Here is a 20,883-nt window from a genome sequence, read left to right on the forward strand (position 1 = left end):
GTATTTTTTCCTTAATGACTATGAGTCTATTAAAATGTTGTAATCAATTTAAATGCAACTTAGAGTGGTTTGACGGAACCACCCACTACCGTGGCACCAAACTCTTTTTGTAGCTGTTGAATAAAAGGATCTGCAGCAATCATTTGCTCGGCATTCATTCTTTTTTCTTGATGAATCTGGGCATCGACTTTGGCAACGGTCGTGCCTTCGACTTCACCCTTTTCAATCACGATCTTTACTGGCTTACCAAAGTGAGCAGTAAGAGCATCGGCTAGGCGACCAATGGATGCATCCGAAGCTAATTGCGGCATCGGCGTAACAATGGTGGCTTTTACGCCTGCAGCTGAATCTACCCAATCTTGTAACTCTGTTTGAAATGCCAACTGCTGCACCATACCTTTAACCGGCAACTGGCGCATCAGCGAATGCCAATCTGGATGATCTACTGAACTTGCAGCAGCAGGAGCAGTGGCAACTTTCATTGCTGGCGCTGCTGGTGCAACTGCAGCCTTAGCTGCTGGCGCGGATACTTTTGCAGCCGGTGCTGATGTTGAAGGCACTGCTGAAGCTGGGCGAACACTGGCTACTGGTGGCGCTGATGGTGTTGCTGCACCTCCTCCACCACCTGGACGAAAGGCCAACATTCTCAAGAGCGTCATGGAGAAACCGGTTTGCTCATCTGGAGCAAGGGATAAATCAGGACGGCTCGTAATGGTAATTTGGTAGAAGAGTTGTGCTTCTTCTTTGGTAAATTGGGTTGCTAAGCGACGTATCTCACCCGCTTCTGGCCAATCGTCTAATACTGACTCAGGCACTACTTGAGCTGATGCAATCTTTTGCAAAAGACTTGATAGATCTTGCAAGGCTAATGAGAAAGACATACTACGCTCTCCCATCTCATTAGCAATCGCCAAAAGACTGGCGCCATCTTTAGCGATTAAGCAATCTAGAATACGGATGAGGTAAGCATCATCTAATGTGCCGAGCATGCCACGCACTGATTCTTCAGTAACTTTGCCAGCGGCATAAGCGATTGCTTGATCGGTGAGAGATAAGGCATCACGCATTGATCCTTGCGCTGCTTTGGCCAATACTCGTAGGGCGTTCACTTCGTATTCCACTTTTTCTGCAGCAAGCACCTTTTCGAGATGCTCCACAATCAGCGGTACTGGCATTTGCTTAAGGTTGAACTGCAAACAACGCGACAGAATCGTGACTGGAATCTTTTGTGGATCTGTTGTTGCCAGAATAAATTTAACGTGCTCTGGCGGCTCTTCTAAAGTTTTGAGCATTGCGTTAAAGGCGTGATTAGTGAGCATATGCACCTCATCAATCATGTAAACCTTATAACGAGCATTACTAGGGGCGTAAGCTGCTTTTTCTAGCAAAGCTGCAATGTCATCAACACCACGGTTACTAGCAGCATCCATCTCGATATAGTCAACAAATCGGCCTGCATCAATCTCCAAACAGGCTGGGCATTTTCCACAGGGCTCTGAAGTCATCTTGCCTTGGCCATCTTCGCCAGTGCAATTGAGGGCTTTGGCCATAATGCGGGCAATCGTGGTCTTACCCACTCCACGCGTGCCAGTAAAGAGCCACGCATGGTGCAAACGTCCTTGATCCAAAGCATGCGTTAAGGCTTTCACCACATGGTCTTGACCAACTAATTGGGAGAAAGTTTTAGGGCGCCAAGAGCGGGCCAATGCCAGTGCTGTCATGTCTTACATTCTAACAAGCTAAAATGGAATTGGACGGGCCTCCCCGCATGGTGGGTTGGACAACCTGGTCAGGTCGGGAACGGAGCAGCCAAACCCAATTTCTGCCAGTGCCGGGGGTCAGGCTCGTCCACCCCTGCTTCATTCCATAACCCTTAAAGATCTATCCTTTAAAAAGTGATGCAAGCAAAAATGACCTTAATTGATGAGAGCGGTGAAGTTCGTGAGTTGACCTCTGAGGACATCAAGCGATTTAAGTCAGCGAAAGAAGTTTTACCGCCCTCCTTATTAGAAAAACTCGCTATACCTCAGTCTCCCAATGATCTAGAAGATTAGGGTCTGTGAGTTAAAAGCCAATCTTTCAGAGCTAAGTCGATTTTTGTCTGCCAGCCAGCGCCTGCAGACTTGAACTGCTCAATGACCTCAGCAGATAAGCGAATGGTCGTTAACTTTTTAGGCGATTTGCTCACGCTACCAACAGGCCTACCCCGTAATTTCTTTGCAAATGCATTGCGGCCTTCATTCTCAGAAACTACCTCTCCATCGATAGCCCATATGCCACGCTTTAAATCTTCTGCCGTTATTTCAGGGGCATCATCAGGATCAAGCCATTCCTTGTGCGTATTCTTTAATTTCACGTTCATTCGCTTTCCTCATCGAGATCACTCTTCTCTTCACGCCACGGACAGTCCAAACCACCACAATCAAGCGACCATCTAAAAATCCAAGAGTAATAAATCGTTTCTCGCCGTAACTCTTTCGCTGATCCTCTAAGATATGAATGGTGCTACTAAAGACCTCTCCAGCCCGAGCAAAATCTAAGTCACGGTTTAATAGAGTTTGAATACGCTTTTGCTCATCAAACTCTATAACTAAGTTTAATTGTAGTAACAAATTAATCAATAATCAAGTAATTATTTGTAATAACAAATAATTAAAGAATGCGCAGGAAACGTAATCGTAGTAACCAATACCTCATGAGTCGTGAGGAGCAAAAAACTGTTTCCTTTACTGGTATTCAAGGAATTGCTGAGCAAGATCAGATGGCTCAAGAGAGTCAGGGTTATATTGTTGATCGCACCAAAGAAAATTTATCCCCTACTGATGTTGGCATCATTCGCTTTAGAAAAATATTATTAGATGATGCTAAGGCTTATGCCAATGGCAAGAGGCCAGAATCCCCTCATCAATCACAAGAATATTGTCTGCGCGGTGGTGGGGCGCATACGAAAGCTAGTCTGTCCTTAGAAGAAGTGATGCAAGAGCGCTTTAACTCAACAACGGGAAAGGTTCAGGATGTCCAACATTAATGCAATCGCAGCTATATTCTTTAGCTTCATTATCGGCCTCTTTAGCATCAATAGCCATGCCCAGAGCTATCCAAACAAGCCCATTACAGTCATCGTGCCATTTTCAGCAGGTAGTGCAAGTGATGTTGTGACTCGCGTTCTACTAGATAAGGTGAGTAACAATACGGGTGCTCGTTTTTTATTTGATAATCGTCCCGCAGCAGGAGGCAATGTCGGAACAGCGGCGCTAGTCCGAGCAGAGCCCGATGGCTATACGATTGGAATTAGCACTTCAGGGCCGCTAGCAATTAATAAAATCTTAAATCCTGATCTTGGTTATGACCCTGAAAAAGATATCCAAGGGATCGCAGTGTTTGCAGCCTTGCCTAATGTGATTGTGGTGAGCTCAACTCTTAATATCAATAGTCTTGCCCAGTTGAATGACTATGTACGAAAAAATCCTGATGTTGGCTATGGTTCTGTTGGCAACGGCAGCTCTCAGCACTTAGCTGGGGCCTACTATGAACAACTCGTTGGAGCCAAGATGTTACATGTGCCCTATCGCGTTACTGCCAATATGGTGACTGATCTTGTAGCTGGCCGCGTGCCAACTAGTTTTCAGTTGTTTCCCAATGTTGTTGGACAAATAAATGGTGGAGGCGTCAAAGCACTGGCTGTAGCCTCTAATAAACGCTTAGCTGCTATACCTGATGTACCTACTGCTGCTGAAGTGGGACTCAAAGGCTATGAATCTGCCGCTTGGTTTGCCCTTATCGCACCCAAAAATACTCCAAAATATATTGTGGACAAACTTAATAAGGATGTGAATCAAGCCTTAGCTGACCCTACAGTTCGTGCCAAGTTTTCAGAGCTTGGGGCAGAACCGATGATTGGACCACCTGAAGATCTCAATAATTTGATGGCATCTGATATTAAGAAGTGGACTGCCATTATTAAAAAAGGTGGAATTACTCTAGAAAAATAATCTGCAGTCGAAATTACTCTTTTTTAAGTCCGGCCGATTGCACTACTGGTCGCAAACTGACAAGTTCTTTGGCAATAAATCCTGTTGCCGCTACACCTGTAAGGTTAGTGATTGGCTGAATCGATATTGAGTTTAATTTTTCTATCAACTCAGGATTTTTGAGAGCCTTGGTGCTTGCGAGTATCAATATATTGGTAATTTGCGGTGACAGCCCTTCTGGAGCCGAGACAATATTCCACAACGCAGCTTGAAAATCTTTTAAACCAGTCGCCTCATTGACGGTTGGTACATCAGGAATTAAAGGAGATCTTTTAGAGGCTGCGATTGCCACAATCTTTAAATTACCAGATCGATGTTGATTGATTAAAGAGCCCAATGTATCGACCGTCATATTGACTTGGTTACCAATTAATGCCGGGATTGCTTGAGCACTTCCTCTAAAGGGTATGTGCTGAATATCTAGCCCACCTAATTCATATTTCAATCGCTCGCCCACAATATGTAAATAAGTTCCTTCTCCTGCTGACCCATACTGCAATTTCCCTGGGTTAATACGAGCATATTCAATGAAATCCTTAAAGCCACCCTTGGTTGCTGGGCTTACTGCAAATACGATGGGCGCATCGCCAACCACTGCAATTTCGGTAAAGTCCTTGATGGAATCATACTGAGGTTTAGCGCTAATAAGGCTATATAAAACATGGGTAGAAGCGGTACCAAACAGCAAGGTATATCCATCTGGCGCACTATTTTTTACCTCAAGACTTCCAATTGCGCCACTAGCGCCGCTTTTATTGTCAACAACAACAGGCTTTCCCAATTGAGTTGATAAAGCTTGAGCATACTGGCGTGCAAATTGGTCAGTTGGACCGCCAGCAGGAAAAGGGACTACTAGTCGAATCGGTTTAACGGGGTATGTAGGAGATGAGGCCACAGTCTGAGAAATACTTGTCGTGGCAAACAAAAACGATGCTAACACCCAGGGCAATAATTGAATGGCCTTCATCATGGTCTTTTATAGCTTGCCCTCATTCCAGTTGCTTGCAGGCATCGGTGGCTCCGCAATAAAGCCAGCAGATTTTATGGCTTCAATTGCGCAGTATTCATCTTTATCTGATGCATCACCACTAATTCCAACAGCGCCTATTGCTATTCCCTCTTCATTCACAATCAACACTCCCCCAGGGGTAGGAATAAATCTTCCATCAGACGCAACTGATAAAGCAGCCTGAAAGCTTGGTCGATCGGACAACCTATCTCTGATATGTCTGGTTGGCATCCCCATTCCTAGTGAAGCCCAAGCTTTACCTATAGCAATATCGTGACGCAAGATACCGCAGCCGTCTTGTCTCTTAAAGGAGACCACATGTCCACCAGAATCTAATACCACCACTGCAAGCGGCAAAATATGATGTTTTGAACGTAAGCTAAGAGCCTCGTCTATGATTTTGTCAGCATCAGCCAAGGTAAGGCTTGAATGGTTTGCAACAAGCTTTTCAGTCATATTTTTTAGCCTTATGGTTTTGCATTCTATTAATAGCAGCAAGCCTTATCTTAACTGCAATTGCATCCAATCAAATGACGCTCATACACTTAAAAAGCTTGATGCTCGCTTGGCATTAATTATTTTTGGCCTTCAGAGCATCTTCTAGCTGATTGATTTTATTTTGCATAGCAGCCATCTTGGCGTTGAGTGCGCCGACATTTAAGAATGTTTCGTCTGCCACTGGTGCTTTGAGGTTATTGCCCCAACCTAGCCATGCTGAGTCATAGACTTTGACCTTCTTAAACCCTAAAGTCTTTAAAACGACTGCTGTTTCAGCTGCACGAACACCGCTTTGGCAATAGACTACGGTTTCTTTATCAGGATCCAAATTGGCATATAACCTTTTGAGATCCGTTTGATTTTTAAGTGCCATGCCAGAGTTATCGGCAACTTGCTTTTTGCTTAACTTAATAGCGGTAGCTGGATCTTGCCAGTTATCTTCAAAGGGAATATTAACGGAGTTTGGGATATGACCACCCCGAATGGCACGTACATCCTTACCTGAAAATTCATCAGGAGTTCTGGCATCAATAATTTGCACGGATTTGGATTGGGCCATTTTCAGCATCTGTTCATTGCTAACCACTAATTGAGGCTGAGCCACAAGCACTACTGATACTGGTGCTAGAGTTTGGCGCTCTTTTTGAACTAGTAGGCCTGCTTGTTTCCAGCCATCAATGCCGTCATGGTAAACCTGAGCATTTTTTCCACCAAAATAATTAATGGTGTACAGACCAAAGTATGTGTATGGATTCCCGCGCGCGCCATAAACTACAACATCCCGATTAACATCTAAACCAGCGTTATCAAACAGCTTCTGAATTTGCTCTGTAGAAATATAGTCTTCTTTATTAGGGTCACGCAGCACGCTACCGACTTCACCTATATTAATTGCTCCAGGGATATGGCCTTCTAGGTAACTCTTTTCATCACGTACATCCCAAATAATCGCACCGCGAGTAATTGCCTGTTGCATTTGATCTGTTTGGATGATCGTTGTTTTTTGTTGGGCAAATGCTATCGAAAAAATAGATGCCAAGATAATTGCTAAAAATGATTTCACAAAAAACTCCTTAGATGTGATGGAGTAAAAAAATAAATCAATATATTGATTTCTTATATATTACTATCCATTGAAAGAACTATTATGCGGTAACAAGATCTGAACGCCATCCTTTATTGCGCACTTCTCTTACAACGATCTTTTGATTGATAAGGCGCTCTACGGTACTAATTCTGTTGACCACTGAACTCACTGTCTGATCGCCGTCCGCATGGGCTAGAAATAAGACCCGAATCATCTTATCCGCCCATTTTGGTAAACGGCCATGTTTTTCCCAGCGGGCAACCGACTGAACATCAACCCCTAACATCGCTCCTAGCCCAGCCTGGGATAAGAGCATTCCACCACTTCGGATATACCTGAATTCAATACCGCTCAAGGGGCTAGATTTCTCAGCAAGTGCTAAACATATTGCCTTAGTCAGGCCCTCGACATCATGAATAGCTACCCCTTTTCCATAAGGCGTTGAGCGCAGCTCAAAACCATTCTGTAGCCATACATTTTTTAGACCCCCATCGGTGTAGTGATGCATTTTCTTATTCATGTAATCTCATAAACGGTAATCACAATTAATCCATCCGATGGAATATCAACATTGACTATTACTGCAATATTGATTCCAGCGCTATAGCGCTCCATCTGACATTTAATACCACTATGTCTCATATCTGGCTCTGGTTCTTTTTTGATCACTCCACCCTTTAGTACATCAAACAGCATTGCATTCGTAATATGTCGCTCACGCATTCTTAAGCTTGCATGAAATGTAATGGTCACATTAATCGTTTGCGCCGCTGCTTTTCGTATGTGTCTTTGAAGCTGCGCCCTAGAAATCTTAGTCAAGAGCGCCACCTATCAATTTGATAGGTTTTAATGATATATCATTTTGATAGGTATGGGTCATAAAGGCATATCAGTAATAGGTCAAACCCTATTTTAATGAGCCCTAAATGCCTATTTAGTTTGAGGTTTATTTAGACCCTACTGCTAGCATCTGCTTTTCTTTGCAATTATTGCAGAAATACTTGCCATCTTTCTCCCAGGCTTTCATGCCTAACTTCTTGGTGCACCAGTAGCAATACAAATTGGTTGAAGGTATAAATGTTCTATTAGCTAAAGCTGATGTCTTTGCATCTATTACCTCTTGATATAGATGCGCGTCAGCTGTCTTGGGCTTTAGTTGGATGATCAACCACCTCCAAACCTTAGTTAGCAACCGGTAATGAAAGATTGCGTATACGCAGAGAACCCCCAATAGAATCAGAACAACTGTTAGTGGATTTTGGCTAATCCACTCTAACGCAGCTAGGACTGCTAGATATGCAATATAGATACCGAGCAATGCTAATAGGTATGGCCAGATAGCTATCAGAATAAAGATTGAGATCAGGCTGCCAATAATTCCACCAGAGTCATTGTCATCAGACATCTTTAATGAATGACCGCCTCATCAACTTCTGGCTTTCCGTCGGGATCTTTTTTTTGGGCCGATACTAAATATTCTTTAGTGTCTAAAGCTACTGTGAGATAGGCATCTATAGCATTCCGAAAGGCCTCTTGGCCATCTTCCTTGCCAAAGATATAGGTCAGGCTGTAAATCAGCTTATCGGCTTCTTCGCCATCTACCGTCGCACTGTTCCCAGTATCGTTGTCCATGATTCTGAGCCCACGGCTAAATTCTGGTTTCTCTCCATCTACCCAACTCATATCGAGCCGATCTACATCAAAACGCAGACTGCGAAATAAGTTATTGATGGAAAACCGAGCTCCGCCTATGTATGTGTAATCCCGCATAAGACCTCCCAAAGATGATTTATTTGCTTCTTTTTTTCAATTATCAAGATTGGGTGGTTCAAATAATGAGCTTGTGATGATTTGGTTTGCTTCTGTTGCTTTTTTCTGTTGCTTTTTCCGCCCAAGAAAAAACCCACTTAAGAGTGGGTTAGAGTCGTTTCTGATGTTTAACTATTGATCTTTCAGTCTTACTCAAAATGCCCTATTTTCTCAATGAGCTTTGCTAGCTGCACCATCGAGTCAAAGGCATTGGATGATTGCGCATCGATATCTTCCCAGTTGTACTCTAGGGAAAAATGGGCTGATTCAATAATGAGTTCATAACTAGATACTGGCTTATAGTTTGGGTTTTCTGGCAGCTCTTGCGTTACCGGGACTGTCACACTCTGAATAGCCTTCAATAATGATTCGATTTCTGCGGCAGTGAGCTCCCTTGAGTGCAATACATCATCCGTTCTTTTGACGGCAACTTTAGAGACCTCATCAATGGTCACCTCATACTGATTTAGCCCAAGCTCAACCCAGGCAGTGAGTTCAATAGCGATTGGATAGGTATTCATTCTGAGGCTTTCATGTTTGGTCTTATAAATTAGTTTAATGCTGCTTTATGACGTACTTGTCATGAATCTTACCCCCCTTTACTGCTTCTAGATTCGTAGTTTCGCCCTCAGATCTTATGCGGCACTGCACTATTAAAAAGACTCCCTAACATCGGCTCCCAGGCGTATATTGATATCAGAAAAAATAATGAATATTTCTGATACCCATGGCTAATAGCGCACTTCATGCAATTGCAATCGATGAACTTCGCATCAGTAACCCAGCCTTTCATCAGGAGTATTGCCTGCTGGTTGAAGGCATTAGTAATCTGATTTTTCGATTAGCCCAAATGCATGGAGAAAATATCTCCTACTCCAGCTTTACAGAATCTTATGACCGGGCTAGCAAAGAGCCAATCCTGCAGATTGTTTTAGGCAGTAATAAAAATGAATTCTATTCACATACTTATATTCCCAAGGATGGAGGATTCATTGTAGGAAAGAATGGTGTGGGGCCAAGCAGTCACACTGCAGCAGAAGCACTCGCCCTCATTGAGACTGAAGTTCGTAACGCTGGCTGGCTATAGTTGCTAATACTTTGGCCAATAAAAAAGCCCCAATCAATGGGGCTTTTTCAGTAAGGCGTATTACTAATTCATTAAGCAGCGATTTGCTTACGTGACTTAGTAGCTGGAGCTACTTGACCTTGGAAAGAGCTCATTGCAGCATCTACACTCTTCTCAAAGTTTACATAAGCGTCATTTGAAGTAGCGCGAACTTGTTCAAAGCTCTTCAAAGTAGCATCAAATGCAGTGTTAAATGCAGATACAAAAGCCTCTGAACCAGCAGGAGCTTGTGCAGTAGCTTCTTTAACAAATTTAATCAAATCAGCTTGTGAATCATCAATTGCTGAGTCGATCATGACGGTAACTTCTTTGCTGCTTTTACGCAAAACTTTAGTTACTTTATTTTGATAAACAATAACTTGAGCAGCAACTTCTTTAGCTGATTCAGCATCAAACATTTCTAAAGCAGCTTTTGGATCTTTTAACTGTGTCAATTTTGCAGACTTAGCTTGAGCAGCAGTAACTACTTCTTTAGCTGCGTCATAGTTGATCTCAGCAATTTGCTCAGCGCTTTGTACAGCCAGTTGAGCGATAGCTTGTGCAGACTCAATAGTTTTAGCTTGAGTAGCGTTCATATTTAAAGTGTTTTGAAACATGGTCATTCTCCTGATAGGGTGTTTACTTAATAATTTATGGTGCACTGCAATTACTGCATCGCACCATTTTATAGAGTATTTATAAAATTTGCATGCATTTTTTGAGTTTTTTCAAAAACCTGCAAATTTGACCCTTTTAAACAGGGGGTCTGATGTTAATGCCTCATTTTTAGACATTATTCCACCAAACTAGACCACCCTACTTAGAAGCTAAAAAGTAACTTAATCGCCCCTTTAAAGCTCTGGTCGCGCTGAGTATTTTTGAGTACCGCGCAATAAGACAGCACCATGATGACTGCCAGTGAAATGCCGTTGAAGTTATTGAGTAAGTCCATGTGTTTCTCCTAGATGTTGTCGTAAAGGTACTGCTATGTTTTAAGAATAGGCAATTAAAAGCTCATGAAATGAGCTAGTAAAAAATCTGTTGGAATTAATGTCTTTTTCATCTCTTTATTTCGTTCTTTAGCGCGCTACCGGCAACTCATCCCACCGTGTGGTGTAGTTGGGGGACTTATTACCTGATCTCATTTGCCATGCTTGTTTAGTGCCAGATGCTGCCAAGCGAATGACTGCATTACCAAACCGTGAATTAATCGCATCCATGGCTTGCATCAGATCGGCCGACTTCCCTTTACTTTCCATATCTTCAAATAAGGATTGCTGAACCGTCGGTTTATCTGCGATGAGATTGAGAATGACGCCAGCCTTCTTGTATCGAAAGCCGCTTTGATAAATTTGTTTAAGGCCCCTCAGTGCTGCATTTGTGAGCATCACTGTGTTATCGCTCGGGTCTGCTAGCGCAATGGTGATGCTTTGATGATGCTGCGGCTCGTTTTGCTTAAAAGGATTGGTCTGAATAAATACGGTCAGTGCGCCCGTGACAGAATGTTGGCCACGCAGCTTTTCTGCGGCGCGTGCTGTATGAGTGGCAACGGACTGTGCAAGCTCTTCGTGCTTAGTGACCAACTTACCAAAACTGCGTGAGGCAATAATTTGCTGCTTAGCTGGCGATACTTCCTCTAACTTTAAGCAAGATGTACCACGCAATTCATAGCAGAGCCTTTCCATAACGACGCCAAATTGCTGACGCATTGCTTGCGGTGAAGCTTGTAAGAGATCAAAAACAGTATGGATCCCTAAAACCTTGAGTTTCTTGGCTAGTTGGCGCCCGATGCCCCAGACTTCGGCGGCTGCAGTCTCGCTCATCCATTGATATAGCTCAGCTTTAGGCATTGCCTCCACATCACACACACCAGCAAACTGCTGGTGCTTTTTAGCCAAGTGATTGGCGAACTTCGCCAAGGTTTTGCTAGCACCAATACCAACGCAAACTGGCAAACCCGTTGTATCTTTTACCTGCTGCTTAATCGTTTTTCCAAATGCAATCGTGTCAGGATGCTGCTTTAAGACAGTTTCAATTTGCAGAAAACTTTCGTCGATGCTGTACACCTCTAAATTTGGCGTAAATTTTCTGAGTACTTGTACTACGCGATTACTCATATCGCCATAAAGCGTGTAATTAGATGAATACGCTTGAATACCATGCTTCTTGGCAAGATCTTGCATCTGAAACCAAGGCGTTCCCATCTTCACGCCCAATGCTTTCACTTCAGCGCTACGCGCTACAGCACAACCATCGTTATTCGAGAGCACGACCATCGGCACCTCTTCTAGCTTGGGTGCAAAGACACGCTCGCAGGAAACATAGAAGTTGTTTACATCGACCAGTGCAAACAGGGGATTGGCCAAGTGGGCTGGAGTCTTCATCTCAGTACTCATCTTATTTACTACCTCTGCCGCTGTAATGGCTGTACTTGCGTACTACTCCCACTACAACACCCCAAATTTGTAACTCACTGCCTTCGTTAAAGGTGATCGGTTGATAGCCTGGGTTTTCTGGTTGAAGTTCAATACGGCCGCGTAATTGATACAGGCGCTTGATGGTGTATTCGCTATCAACTACTGCGACCACGATATCTTTATGTTTTGGCTTTAAGGCTTTATCAACCACTACCTTATCGCCATCACAAATGCCCGCACCCATCATCGAATCACCTTTGACGGTAAACATGAAAGTGGCTGGCTTGTTCTGCACTAGGTAATGATTAAGATCTAGGCCCTCTTCAGCGTAATCTGCCGCTGGACTGGGGAATCCAGCTGAAATCCGATGGCTTAAGAGTCTTGTCTCATAGGCGGCCAAATGGGCCATCAAGGCTTGTGGGGCCTGGCTAAGGGTTACTTTTGTGGGGTTCATTTGCTGCGTCATAGTGACTAATATACTGTATGTTTATACAGTATACGTAAAAACCGCAAAAATGAGGTGATTTTTGTTGCTTTTGAGCTCTCTGCTCAATTTTTAGGCAAGAAAAAACCACCCGAAGGTGGCCTAAAAGGACTGCAATGAACTCTAACAAAAAGCAAAAGCCAGAATGGCCGGATCGTCTACAAAGGCATTGGACAAATACATGCTGGCTCGATAAAGCCAAGGGGTTGCTGTCTCAAATATCTCAGTAAGGTAATTCATAGTGCTAGTGTAACCGCCTTAGTTGGCTACCTTATTTAGCCACCCAAGTAATCCGTCTTGCCAATCTGCAAACCATTGTGACGCAGGATGTTGTAAGCAGTGGTGACATGGAAATAGAAGTTAGGCACGATCCAGGTAAAGAGATACTGTTCACCGACGAACTCAAAACTCCACTCTTTAATCGAGAATTTGATTTCTTTAGCTTCAGTCCCGTCTACCTGCTCTGGCTTAATACTATCGATAAAGGCAATGGTCTGAGCAATGCGCTCTTGTAACTGGGCAAAGGTAGTTTCAGTATCAGCATGCTTAGGCGCCTCTACTCCAGATAATCTAGACATGCCCATCTTGACTTGGTCACAAGCGATTTGCACTTGCTTGGCCAAAGGGAACATATCCGGGGCTAGGCGAGATTCCACCAACACCTTTTCATCAATCTTCTTATCCGCAGCAAACTCTGCACCCTTTTTCAGAATGCTAGAGAGATTGTTCAACATCTTTTTAAATTGCGGAACAGATGCTTGATGCATTGAAATTGCCATAAATACTTTCTTAAAGAGCGCTACTTAAAAACAATGAGAACAATGTTTTACACATCATCCATAAAATCACCGCCGCCGCTATCATCCCAGCTGCTTGCGCTACCGCCATCATCCCAAGAGCTGGCATCACGCACGCCAAAATTAGGATCATCCATTGCGGGACCGCCCACTTGATTCATATTGGGGTTGTTACCAAAGTTACCAGGATTATTAGGATTGCCTTCATGACCACCCATGAGGTGACTAGCTAAGGCTTGACCGGCATACATACCAGCACCTAAAGCAGCGCCCGTTGCCAGGCTGCCCATCAAACCACTGCCAGCACCACCAGGCGCGCCTGGATAACCAGGGCCGCCAGGACCACCGGGAGCACCAGGATAAGGAGCGGGTCCACCAGGAGTGCCAGGATAACCAGCAGCTGGTGCGTTGTAGACCTGAACCGCATCGCGCTTGCGACGCTTTAAAACAATGATGGTGCCAATGACCAAAATGGCAATCAAACCCCAAAACAAGGGATTACTAAAAATAGAGGATGCGCCTGCTACAGGAGCGCCTGCAGAACTCGCTAATTGCGTTTGTAATTTCTGCACGGATTCTGCTTGTGCAAAAGGTAAGCCTGGCGCTAAGTTTTCTGCTTGCAGAAAATGGCTACGCGCTGCTTCTACCTTTCCTTCTTTCAGGTAAAGCTCAGCTGCAACATAGTGTGCTTTAGCGCTATTCGGATGGAGTTGCAGAACCTCCTTCATCATGGCATCTGCTTTAGCCAACTGCCCAGCTTGGACTGCCTGATACACCTCAGGCAAAGTCGGCTCAGCAAAAACAGCATTACTTGTCAGCAATGTCATTGCTGCAAATAGACTGAGGAAGAAATTCAATACATTACGCATTTTCATAAGGACTCCTTGATGGCTTCTTCATTTACGGATAAACGATCAAATGCATTATCCCTACTTTAGGGATTTTTGTTACCTAGACAATATATGCGGTCTAAGTAGGGGAATTCAAGGGGGCTTGCCTAAACTACCTCGTGGAGCTCACCTAGGGCAGAAATTAAGAAGATTTTGATCTTTTTATCCTTCCGAATGGACTCTAAGCCAGCTTGATAGCCTTGCAATTGCTTACGGTATTTTTCATACTTTTCGCTACCTACGCTTGGAATAGTGAGCTTGTAATCAATCACGGCAAAGTGGTCATCTAACTCCACCAAACGATCCATGCGAGAGCTCTTACCTCCTTCGCTCACGAGATCTAATTCATTCCATGCGGCAAGCCACTCTCCAGAAGTCAGGTAGCGTTTCAGCTCTGGTTTTACTAATACAGCTTTGACTTGATCCAGCAACTTCTTGGCGCTCTCTTGATTGATGCCAAGCCAATTCATGAGCTCTTGCTCGCTTGGCATTGGGGGTTTATTTTGATTGCCAGAATCTGGCGTTAAGAACTCGAGCAGCTTATGAAAGTTCGTGCCCTCTTGCAAGAGTTCAGGATCGGGCTCGGTAATCGTTTCATCTTCCCCAGCAAATACCTCCACTGTGATGCCAGTCTTAATATCACTGACTAACTGCGTGTGATGATTGATCGCATGCGGCCATTGGAGTACAAAGTCATCAATAGATTTGCTCTTGCTCTCAGCTTGAGGCGCTCTCGGAGTGTTTTGCATTTTTACCAAGGTGATGTCTGGCACCGGATAAACCGACAAACCTGCTGCGCTCGCCTTACCGTACCAAGATTCTTCATTCAAACCCGTAGGATTATTAGTAGTAGGCTTTTGAGCGTCGCCACTAATCCACAAACCTTGTCTGGCGCGAGTCATTGCAACATAAAACAGATTCCAGTTTTCATTGATACCAATCGCTTTTTCAGCCTCATTGATTTCAGTGCGTGGACTCGTCAAGGTTTTAGTATTAAACGCGGATAAATGCAATGGTCCCATCTCCTGAGGCGGCCAATCCATCAGAACACCAATCTTATCGGGATTGGCCTTCGTATTATTAGCGTCTAATACGATCACAAAGGGAGACTCTAAGCCTTTAGCACCATGAATGGTCATTAAACGCACCCGAAGATGTAGATCTTCATCAGACATATCACTCTCTGGGTCTAACTCGTCTAAATTGTCATCGCTCGCAGCATCAACGTCACCCTCATCTGGCGTTTCATCATCGTCACCGCGACGCTTGGCATTAATCTCTTGAATAAAACGACTCAAGCTGGGATATTGACCGCCATCCTGATCTAAGGAAAGCATTAAAAATGCATCCAAATTTGCTAGGACTTGTGCGCGATCTCTATCTTGGCAAACCGCGGCATAACGCATGCGTATATTGCCCTCTTGATACATTCGATCAAGCAAATCATGTACCGGTAGGCGCTCACTCAATACATGCCAGTGCTTTAAATATCGAGCCGCCCTTTGTAGATTGGTATCTGCGCTATCTTGCAAAGCATCCCACCAAGACCGGTATGCATCTGGTGTTTTGGCGATAGCCAGTTTTTGCATCTGTGCTTCAGTAAAGCCAAAAATCGGGCTTCTGAGCACTTGCGCCAATAGCAAATCATGGCGTGGTGTCACCAGCACACTTAATAGCGCAATAAGGTCATCCACCTCTAAGGTATTTAAGAGTCCGCCCAAGCGGGAGCTGTCATAAACCAGACCCATATCTCGTAACGCTCTCTCATACTGCGGTAAATATTGACGGCGCTTTACTAACAGTAAAAAATCGCTTGCTCTAGCATCGCGCCAGATGTCTTGATCGCCATCCTTATCAGCTACTTTGCGGGTAGCAATTAAATGGGTAATCAACTTACCTACCTCTAAACCCTCGGCGTGACGCTGCGCCACATTGACCGTTTCATAGGGATCAATAATGGCACTATCAAATGCACTACCCGAACGCAACTCATTACTCTTAGCCTCATAAGGCACTAATGCCAACAGATGCGCCTCACCTTGCTGTGCATATTCTTGAGTAGGCCTATTTACATCGGAGGCTTTCCAGCAGGTATCTTGCTCTGAATAGGGATAGTCAGCAGGAATCTGGGGGCTCATAAAAATTTTATTGACGGTGTCATTAATTTGGGGTGCATTGCGGCGTGTGACACCTTGCTCCATGTAGATCGCTTTCCACATTGAATGCAAAAACTGTTTAGCACTCACAAATAAACGGGGGTCGGCACGGCGAAAACGATAAATAGATTGCTTAGGATCGCCAACAATAAAAACCTTGGGCCTCTCAAGACTATTTCCATAGCCGTCTAACCAGGAACGCAATATCTGCCATTGCAAAGGATTGGTATCTTGAAATTCATCTACCAAAATTTGTGTGTACCGTGCATCTAGGCGCGACTGTAGATAAGCAGCATGGGTAGAGTCAGTCATCAAAAGACTGACACCAATTTCTAAATCATCAAAATCGCGGACCCGCATACTGTCTTTTCGATCTTCAGCATGCGCCATCATGGACTCATTTAATGTAAACCAGGCTTGATTAATGGCATAGATATCTTGCTCTGCTTGCCAGGCAATATATTGTTCATATGCCTGACCCCACTCTTTTTTGATATTGAGGTATTCATCACAACGTGCAGCCAGGCCCTCTTGCTTTAAAAAGGTTTTTAAGGCGCCAACCAACCGATCATTCCACGTGCGATAGGTGGGCGGAGAATCTTTTGTTAAAAAGGTACTCTGAAATATTTGTACTACATCCATGACATCGCCACCACGCTTTTTACAAGCAATAGCAGGCAATAAATACTCTAGTAGTCCCTGATCTTGAGTACCACTATGCTCAAAGCAATATGCCACAAACTCCAAGTTCTTTAGCGCCTCTGGCGCATTCCATAAAGCGAGCAGTGGGTTGGGATCTTTGAATTTAGGAAGTGCATTCTGAAGAAGATGTACAGGGCTAATATTCTTTTCCCTGCATGCTTTGGCAAAAAACGTCCAAGCTCCTCTTTGCTTTAGAAGACTGCCTTTGCCCATCAGCAAGTGCAGAGCATTGTAGGAGCCTAAATGTTTTAATAAAACATCATATTGAGCCTTAAGATCGGCACTCATTCCGCCCCACCAATCTTGTAGGCACTCTTCTTGTAAGCGCTTGGCGTCCTCTCGCAAGGTAAATCCTGGCTGGATTCCCAAAGATACTGGCGCTGCCCCTAATAACTTTCCAAACCACCCATGAAATGTGTCAATCACGATGGGCTGTGGATTTGCTAACACTTGTATGTAGAGCGCTTTCGCTTTAGGTAAATAAACACCCATTTGAGATGCGTCTAAACCTCTCTCAATTAAGGCATTCGTCACTACCGCATCATCAGCAGTAGAAAATTCTTGCAACAAAGCATATAAGCGATCGCGCATCTCTTGAGCAGCTTTGCGGGTAAATGTTAAGGCGAGGATTTGCTGAGGCTTTACATCATCAAGTAATAAACGCACCATGCGCGCCACCAATAACCAAGTCTTCCCACTGCCCGCACAAGCAGAAACCACAACCGAGTGCTGTGGATCGCAAGCCAGTTTTTTTGAAAACTCAGCGACTGGGACGCCATCGGACATTTTTACAGGGTTGAGATCTGTAGTCTTACTCACCATACCCCCTTGCGACAAAGACCACGTGCCTCGCAATACCGACAAACGCCATCTGGAGCAAACGCCTCCATCGGCTTTTTGGACCATAAACCTTCCAGATCTTGCGTAATCTGCTCAGTAAATTTCAGCATTAACTCAGGAAATGGACTGACCTCTTGAGCACGCGGCGCATTTTGCGCATCTTTACCAACATCCGCTTTGAGAGAAACCCATTCCGCTTCTTGCACTTGATGCCCTACTATTTTGTGATTTTCTGGTCCTTCATTCGCGGCTCGCGCATAAATGAGTAATTGCGGATCATCCAAAATATGTTCTGCTCGGTCTTGCACCTTTTTATAGTTTTGATGTTTGTAATCAATAACAGAGGCCAATTGAGGATTTGCAGTGTGCACATCAAAGCGATCTGCATAACCTTCAATACGAATTTGGCGAAGCTCGCCATCAGGGCTCATGATGGGCAAATCAAATCCAACTTTCGCTTCACCATCAAAATATTCCCATCCCTGCTGCTCACGTTGTAATTGCCAACTGATAAAACTAGGAATTTGCTTTTGCCAATCCCGTAAGGTGCCCATCACTCTAGCGTCACCTTCTATTAAATCTTTAAACTCTTGCTCCGAGATCATTGATAGACGCTTTTCCATCCAATCGCGTCGTAACTGCTGATTCATATTGAGTTCGGGATGGTTATGCGCTTCTGTTTTTAATGCGTGATAAAAGATTTTGAGAATGGCGTGTAGCGTTTGGCCCGCTAAAGACGCATCAAAACCTTCATCAAATCCTTTGATTTTTCGCAAACCCAATAAACTGCGAACGTAATAGCGATATGGGCAATCTCTCAATGCCTTATAAGCACTCGGGCTCATCGATAAGGGCATTGGCAGATCATCTTCAAGATGAGCAACTGATCTTGATATGGGATGGGTTTGAATTTCTTGCTGGGAAGGCTTCACTTGAAGTGGTTTCCACTTGAGTACGGTTTGTAAACGCTGAATCCAGGCTGATGGCCGCAAAGGCTCACCGCTTTTGCTATTGCTTTGCCAGAGAAAATCTACGGTATCAGTTGAAGCAAGCAATTGTGATAAATCACGCGCCTGCTGTTGAAATTGCAATGCAATCGTCGACGTTTTTAAAAGCTGATTCAGAGCATCTGAGAAAAATAAAGGGGGCTCAGCATAAGCAGGCAATTGCTGCTCATCACAACCGACCATGACCACCGCATCAAATTTTCTCAGGCGAGTTGAGCTTAATGGCAGAATGCTTAATGTCGCCAGCGCCTCTTTACCCTCTTCCTGATAGCTTGCGCCCTCAATCACCGTCTTGAGAAGACTGAGCCACTCACTCAAACGCATCCTCACCTGTTGATGCGGAGAAGCATGTAGATCGAACGATTTAATGACCTCTAATAACTGCTTACCAGCCGAGTCTTGAGCGAGCATCTTCGCCATTCCTGTAGCCTCAAGATTCTTCTGCAATAAGGTATAGGCTTGGTGGCAATCTACTTTTAAGTTTTGCCATTCATAGTGCCGCTCTCTTAAAAATTGTAAGAGCTTAAATAAACTTGGGCTTGGTAGTGCTGATGATCTTTTCTGAGCGTTTGCAGTAGCCCCTTCAATAGCCAAATGAAAGGTTTTCCAACCAGACTCTGCTTTACTCGCAATCAAAATATCTTCAAGCTCAGCAATCAGGCCCGCGCATAACTCAGGATCACAATTAAGCCACTGGGGATTGTTGATGACAATAAATGGATTTTGCAAAAACTCTAAAAGCGTTTTTGCACTAGGCCCATCCTTCGGAGATCGAATCAGCTCTAGCCAACTATGAAATGCAGCCGCTGCACGCGTGGTCGAGAGCTTCCAACCAGTATCGTCTTGAATCTTTAAAGATGGTCCTAAGCGAGTTAGCAATGCTCGCACCCTTCTCGCTACTAAACGATCTTGCGCCACTAACGCAATTTGCTTTTTATCGGCCATCAAATATTGCTCAATGGTTTTTGCAGTTAACCATGCCAGCTCTTCAAATCGCTTAACGCCGATCAATTGCCAGTTTTCAGGATGGCTATTGTGAATATTTTCTAATGCTTGATTCTCTGCCTCATCGCCGCCTACCGCTTCAGCCCAAAGACCGACCTGTCGCCAATCCATACTGATCTCAATGACTGAGGTATGACGGGCGCACTGACTAAGGAAAGTATTGATGATTTCTTTATCAATAGGCTTAGGATCTGCAGTTTCAACCCAGATCAGTGGTCGCTCTTGATGATACTTTTTAGCTTGCTCAATAGCCTCTAGATGCGATGCCATCGCCAGTTGTTCACGAAATACTGGGTCACTTGCGCTAGTAATGAACCGCCAAAATGTCAGCAGTACACTCGCTTCTTGGTCAACTACCTTTCGAGATAGTGGTGCATAGACTTCGTTAATGAGCTTATCTAAAAAGATGGTGACTTGATCAATCCATGTTTGACCAATCTGAATTGGTTTGTCATTTACTGCCTCAAGCTGCGCATAAATTTGCTTTTGCAATTGAGGTAGCACGGCTTTAGATAAAGTGTCACACGCCTCGATGATGGCTTGAGCTAAACCCCAGGCACCTGCCTCATTTTCTGCTTTAAAACGCGCTTGCAATTCAGGATGTTCACGCAAGGTTGCATACACACCCAACCAACGCTCTAAGTCTGATTGCTTTTTTGGAAACTTCCAAGCGTTTGGTGCTGCCTCTAGCCAATCTGTAAAACTAATGACTTGCGGTAAGAAAGCTATTGGATTGGTTAGGTCATTTGGACGCGCTTTTTCGAGTGCCGCTCTCAGACCAATTAGTGGGCCTGCCGTACTCAGCACCACTAAGGGGCGTTGATTTGTTTGCAACGCACAATTCCAAATTCCCTCTGCCAACACTTTCAGCGCGTCGGCATTAGGCGCAACAGCCCATGTATAGAGCTGCTCTTGCTTAGAAATAGTGGGAAATGCTTCTGACATTACTAACTTTGATCGACTCTCGTTTTAGGGCTTATTTTGAATTTTCGGCACAATCTTTGGCTTATTGCTAATATAAGCGTTGTAAGACCATAATTAAATAA

23 protein-coding genes and 1 other RNA gene are annotated in these 20,883 nt (G+C 44.2%); 5 read left to right on the top strand and 19 right to left on the bottom strand.

The features are described from left to right. Nucleotides 1–59 precede the first annotated feature (59 nt). Entirely contained in the window at nucleotides 60–1,721 is a 1,662-nt protein-coding gene (dnaX, locus tag ICN38_RS05480) for a DNA polymerase III subunit gamma/tau (RefSeq protein ID WP_216255961.1), read from the bottom strand. 32 nt (nucleotides 1,722–1,753) lie between these two features. Between dnaX and ffs the strand changes: the two genes are divergently transcribed. Then, nucleotides 1,754–1,852, top strand: an RNA gene (gene ffs / locus ICN38_RS05485) — signal recognition particle sRNA small type. A 43-nt stretch (nucleotides 1,853–1,895) separates the two neighbouring features. Further along, complete coding sequence (locus ICN38_RS05490) at nucleotides 1,896–2,054, top strand: hypothetical protein (protein ID WP_216255964.1); 159 nt, start codon at nucleotides 1,896–1,898, stop codon at nucleotides 2,052–2,054. On the opposite strand, the gene ICN38_RS05495 is transcribed toward ICN38_RS05490, so the two are convergent. Both ICN38_RS05495 and ICN38_RS05500 read right to left on the bottom strand, forming a co-directional pair. After that, nucleotides 2,051–2,362, bottom strand: coding sequence for a BrnA antitoxin family protein (locus ICN38_RS05495; RefSeq protein WP_216255966.1), 312 nt, complete (start codon nucleotides 2,360–2,362; stop codon nucleotides 2,051–2,053). The genes ICN38_RS05490 and ICN38_RS05495 overlap by 4 nt on opposite strands. Beyond that, a complete protein-coding gene (locus ICN38_RS05500; protein WP_216255968.1) occupies nucleotides 2,322–2,612 on the bottom strand; it encodes a BrnT family toxin in 291 nt (96 codons plus the stop codon). The genes ICN38_RS05495 and ICN38_RS05500 overlap by 41 nt, the downstream gene beginning before the upstream one ends. 47 nt (nucleotides 2,613–2,659) lie before the next feature. On the opposite strand from ICN38_RS05500, the gene ICN38_RS05505 reads away from it, so the two are divergent. Next, nucleotides 2,660–3,028 (top strand): hypothetical protein, encoded by a 369-nt coding sequence (locus tag ICN38_RS05505; RefSeq protein ID WP_216255970.1) that lies wholly within the window; start codon nucleotides 2,660–2,662, stop codon nucleotides 3,026–3,028. After that, complete coding sequence (locus tag ICN38_RS05510; RefSeq protein WP_216255972.1) at nucleotides 3,015–3,992, top strand: tripartite tricarboxylate transporter substrate binding protein; 978 nt, start codon at nucleotides 3,015–3,017, stop codon at nucleotides 3,990–3,992. The genes ICN38_RS05505 and ICN38_RS05510 overlap by 14 nt, the downstream gene beginning before the upstream one ends. 13 nt (nucleotides 3,993–4,005) lie before the next feature. Here the strand turns inward: ICN38_RS05510 and ICN38_RS05515 are convergent, their stop codons facing one another. The 8 genes from ICN38_RS05515 to ICN38_RS05550 all read right to left on the bottom strand — a co-directional run bounded on the left by ICN38_RS05515 (nucleotide 4,006) and on the right by ICN38_RS05550 (nucleotide 8,955). Further along, nucleotides 4,006–4,998 (bottom strand): tripartite tricarboxylate transporter substrate binding protein, encoded by a 993-nt coding sequence (locus ICN38_RS05515; protein WP_216255975.1) that lies wholly within the window; start codon nucleotides 4,996–4,998, stop codon nucleotides 4,006–4,008. A 9-nt stretch (nucleotides 4,999–5,007) separates the two neighbouring features. Beyond that, nucleotides 5,008–5,496, bottom strand: a complete 489-nt coding sequence (locus ICN38_RS05520) for a heme-binding protein (RefSeq protein WP_216255977.1) — start codon at nucleotides 5,494–5,496, stop codon at nucleotides 5,008–5,010. A gap of 115 nt (nucleotides 5,497–5,611) precedes the next feature. Beyond that, entirely contained in the window at nucleotides 5,612–6,601 is a 990-nt protein-coding gene (locus tag ICN38_RS05525; RefSeq protein WP_216255979.1) for a sulfurtransferase, read from the bottom strand. A gap of 82 nt (nucleotides 6,602–6,683) precedes the next feature. Then, on the bottom strand, nucleotides 6,684–7,145 hold the full coding sequence (locus ICN38_RS05530; protein WP_255562723.1) for a DNA-binding transcriptional regulator: 462 nt from the start codon (nucleotides 7,143–7,145) through the stop codon (nucleotides 6,684–6,686). After that, nucleotides 7,142–7,444: a DUF4258 domain-containing protein gene (locus ICN38_RS05535; RefSeq protein WP_216255980.1), complete on the bottom strand. Its 303-nt coding sequence runs from the start codon at nucleotides 7,442–7,444 to the stop codon at nucleotides 7,142–7,144. The genes ICN38_RS05530 and ICN38_RS05535 overlap by 4 nt, the downstream gene beginning before the upstream one ends. A gap of 127 nt (nucleotides 7,445–7,571) precedes the next feature. Then, nucleotides 7,572–8,030 (bottom strand): hypothetical protein, encoded by a 459-nt coding sequence (locus ICN38_RS05540; RefSeq protein ID WP_216255983.1) that lies wholly within the window; start codon nucleotides 8,028–8,030, stop codon nucleotides 7,572–7,574. 2 nt (nucleotides 8,031–8,032) lie between these two features. Continuing rightward, the gene (locus tag ICN38_RS05545; protein WP_216255985.1) at nucleotides 8,033–8,395 is read right to left on the bottom strand and encodes a hypothetical protein; all 363 of its coding nucleotides are present in this window, start codon (nucleotides 8,393–8,395) and stop codon (nucleotides 8,033–8,035) included. A gap of 188 nt (nucleotides 8,396–8,583) precedes the next feature. Beyond that, entirely contained in the window at nucleotides 8,584–8,955 is a 372-nt protein-coding gene (locus tag ICN38_RS05550; protein ID WP_216255987.1) for a hypothetical protein, read from the bottom strand. 206 nt (nucleotides 8,956–9,161) lie between these two features. Here ICN38_RS05550 and ICN38_RS05555 point away from each other — a divergent pair, with 206 nt between their 5' ends. Then, on the top strand, nucleotides 9,162–9,521 hold the full coding sequence (locus tag ICN38_RS05555) for a hypothetical protein (RefSeq protein WP_216255988.1): 360 nt from the start codon (nucleotides 9,162–9,164) through the stop codon (nucleotides 9,519–9,521). Between the two features lie 71 nt (nucleotides 9,522–9,592). Here ICN38_RS05555 and ICN38_RS05560 read toward each other — a convergent pair whose 3' ends face one another. The 8 genes from ICN38_RS05560 to ICN38_RS05590 form a co-directional block, all read right to left on the bottom strand. Then, entirely contained in the window at nucleotides 9,593–10,156 is a 564-nt protein-coding gene (locus ICN38_RS05560) for a phasin family protein (protein ID WP_216255989.1), read from the bottom strand. A gap of 203 nt (nucleotides 10,157–10,359) precedes the next feature. Next, the gene (locus ICN38_RS11550; RefSeq protein ID WP_255562724.1) at nucleotides 10,360–10,491 is read right to left on the bottom strand and encodes a hypothetical protein; all 132 of its coding nucleotides are present in this window, start codon (nucleotides 10,489–10,491) and stop codon (nucleotides 10,360–10,362) included. A gap of 127 nt (nucleotides 10,492–10,618) precedes the next feature. Continuing rightward, entirely contained in the window at nucleotides 10,619–11,935 is a 1,317-nt protein-coding gene (locus tag ICN38_RS05565) for a Y-family DNA polymerase (RefSeq protein WP_216255991.1), read from the bottom strand. Between the two features lies 1 nt (nucleotide 11,936). Continuing rightward, complete coding sequence (locus tag ICN38_RS05570) at nucleotides 11,937–12,422, bottom strand: LexA family transcriptional regulator (RefSeq protein ID WP_255562725.1); 486 nt, start codon at nucleotides 12,420–12,422, stop codon at nucleotides 11,937–11,939. A 293-nt stretch (nucleotides 12,423–12,715) separates the two neighbouring features. Further along, a complete protein-coding gene (locus ICN38_RS05575; RefSeq protein WP_216255993.1) occupies nucleotides 12,716–13,219 on the bottom strand; it encodes a DUF1993 family protein in 504 nt (167 codons plus the stop codon). 47 nt (nucleotides 13,220–13,266) lie between these two features. After that, nucleotides 13,267–14,112, bottom strand: a complete 846-nt coding sequence (locus tag ICN38_RS05580; protein WP_216255995.1) for a tetratricopeptide repeat protein — start codon at nucleotides 14,110–14,112, stop codon at nucleotides 13,267–13,269. A 122-nt stretch (nucleotides 14,113–14,234) separates the two neighbouring features. Beyond that, complete coding sequence (locus ICN38_RS05585; protein WP_370624367.1) at nucleotides 14,235–17,804, bottom strand: UvrD-helicase domain-containing protein; 3,570 nt, start codon at nucleotides 17,802–17,804, stop codon at nucleotides 14,235–14,237. Next, entirely contained in the window at nucleotides 17,801–20,782 is a 2,982-nt protein-coding gene (locus tag ICN38_RS05590) for a PD-(D/E)XK nuclease family protein (protein WP_216255997.1), read from the bottom strand. The genes ICN38_RS05585 and ICN38_RS05590 overlap by 4 nt, the downstream gene beginning before the upstream one ends. Between the last annotated feature and the right edge of the window lie 101 nt (nucleotides 20,783–20,883).

Origin of the sequence: Polynucleobacter sp. AP-Melu-500A-A1 (assembly GCF_018882125.1) — a bacterium.
GTDB lineage: Bacteria > Pseudomonadota > Gammaproteobacteria > Burkholderiales > Burkholderiaceae > Polynucleobacter.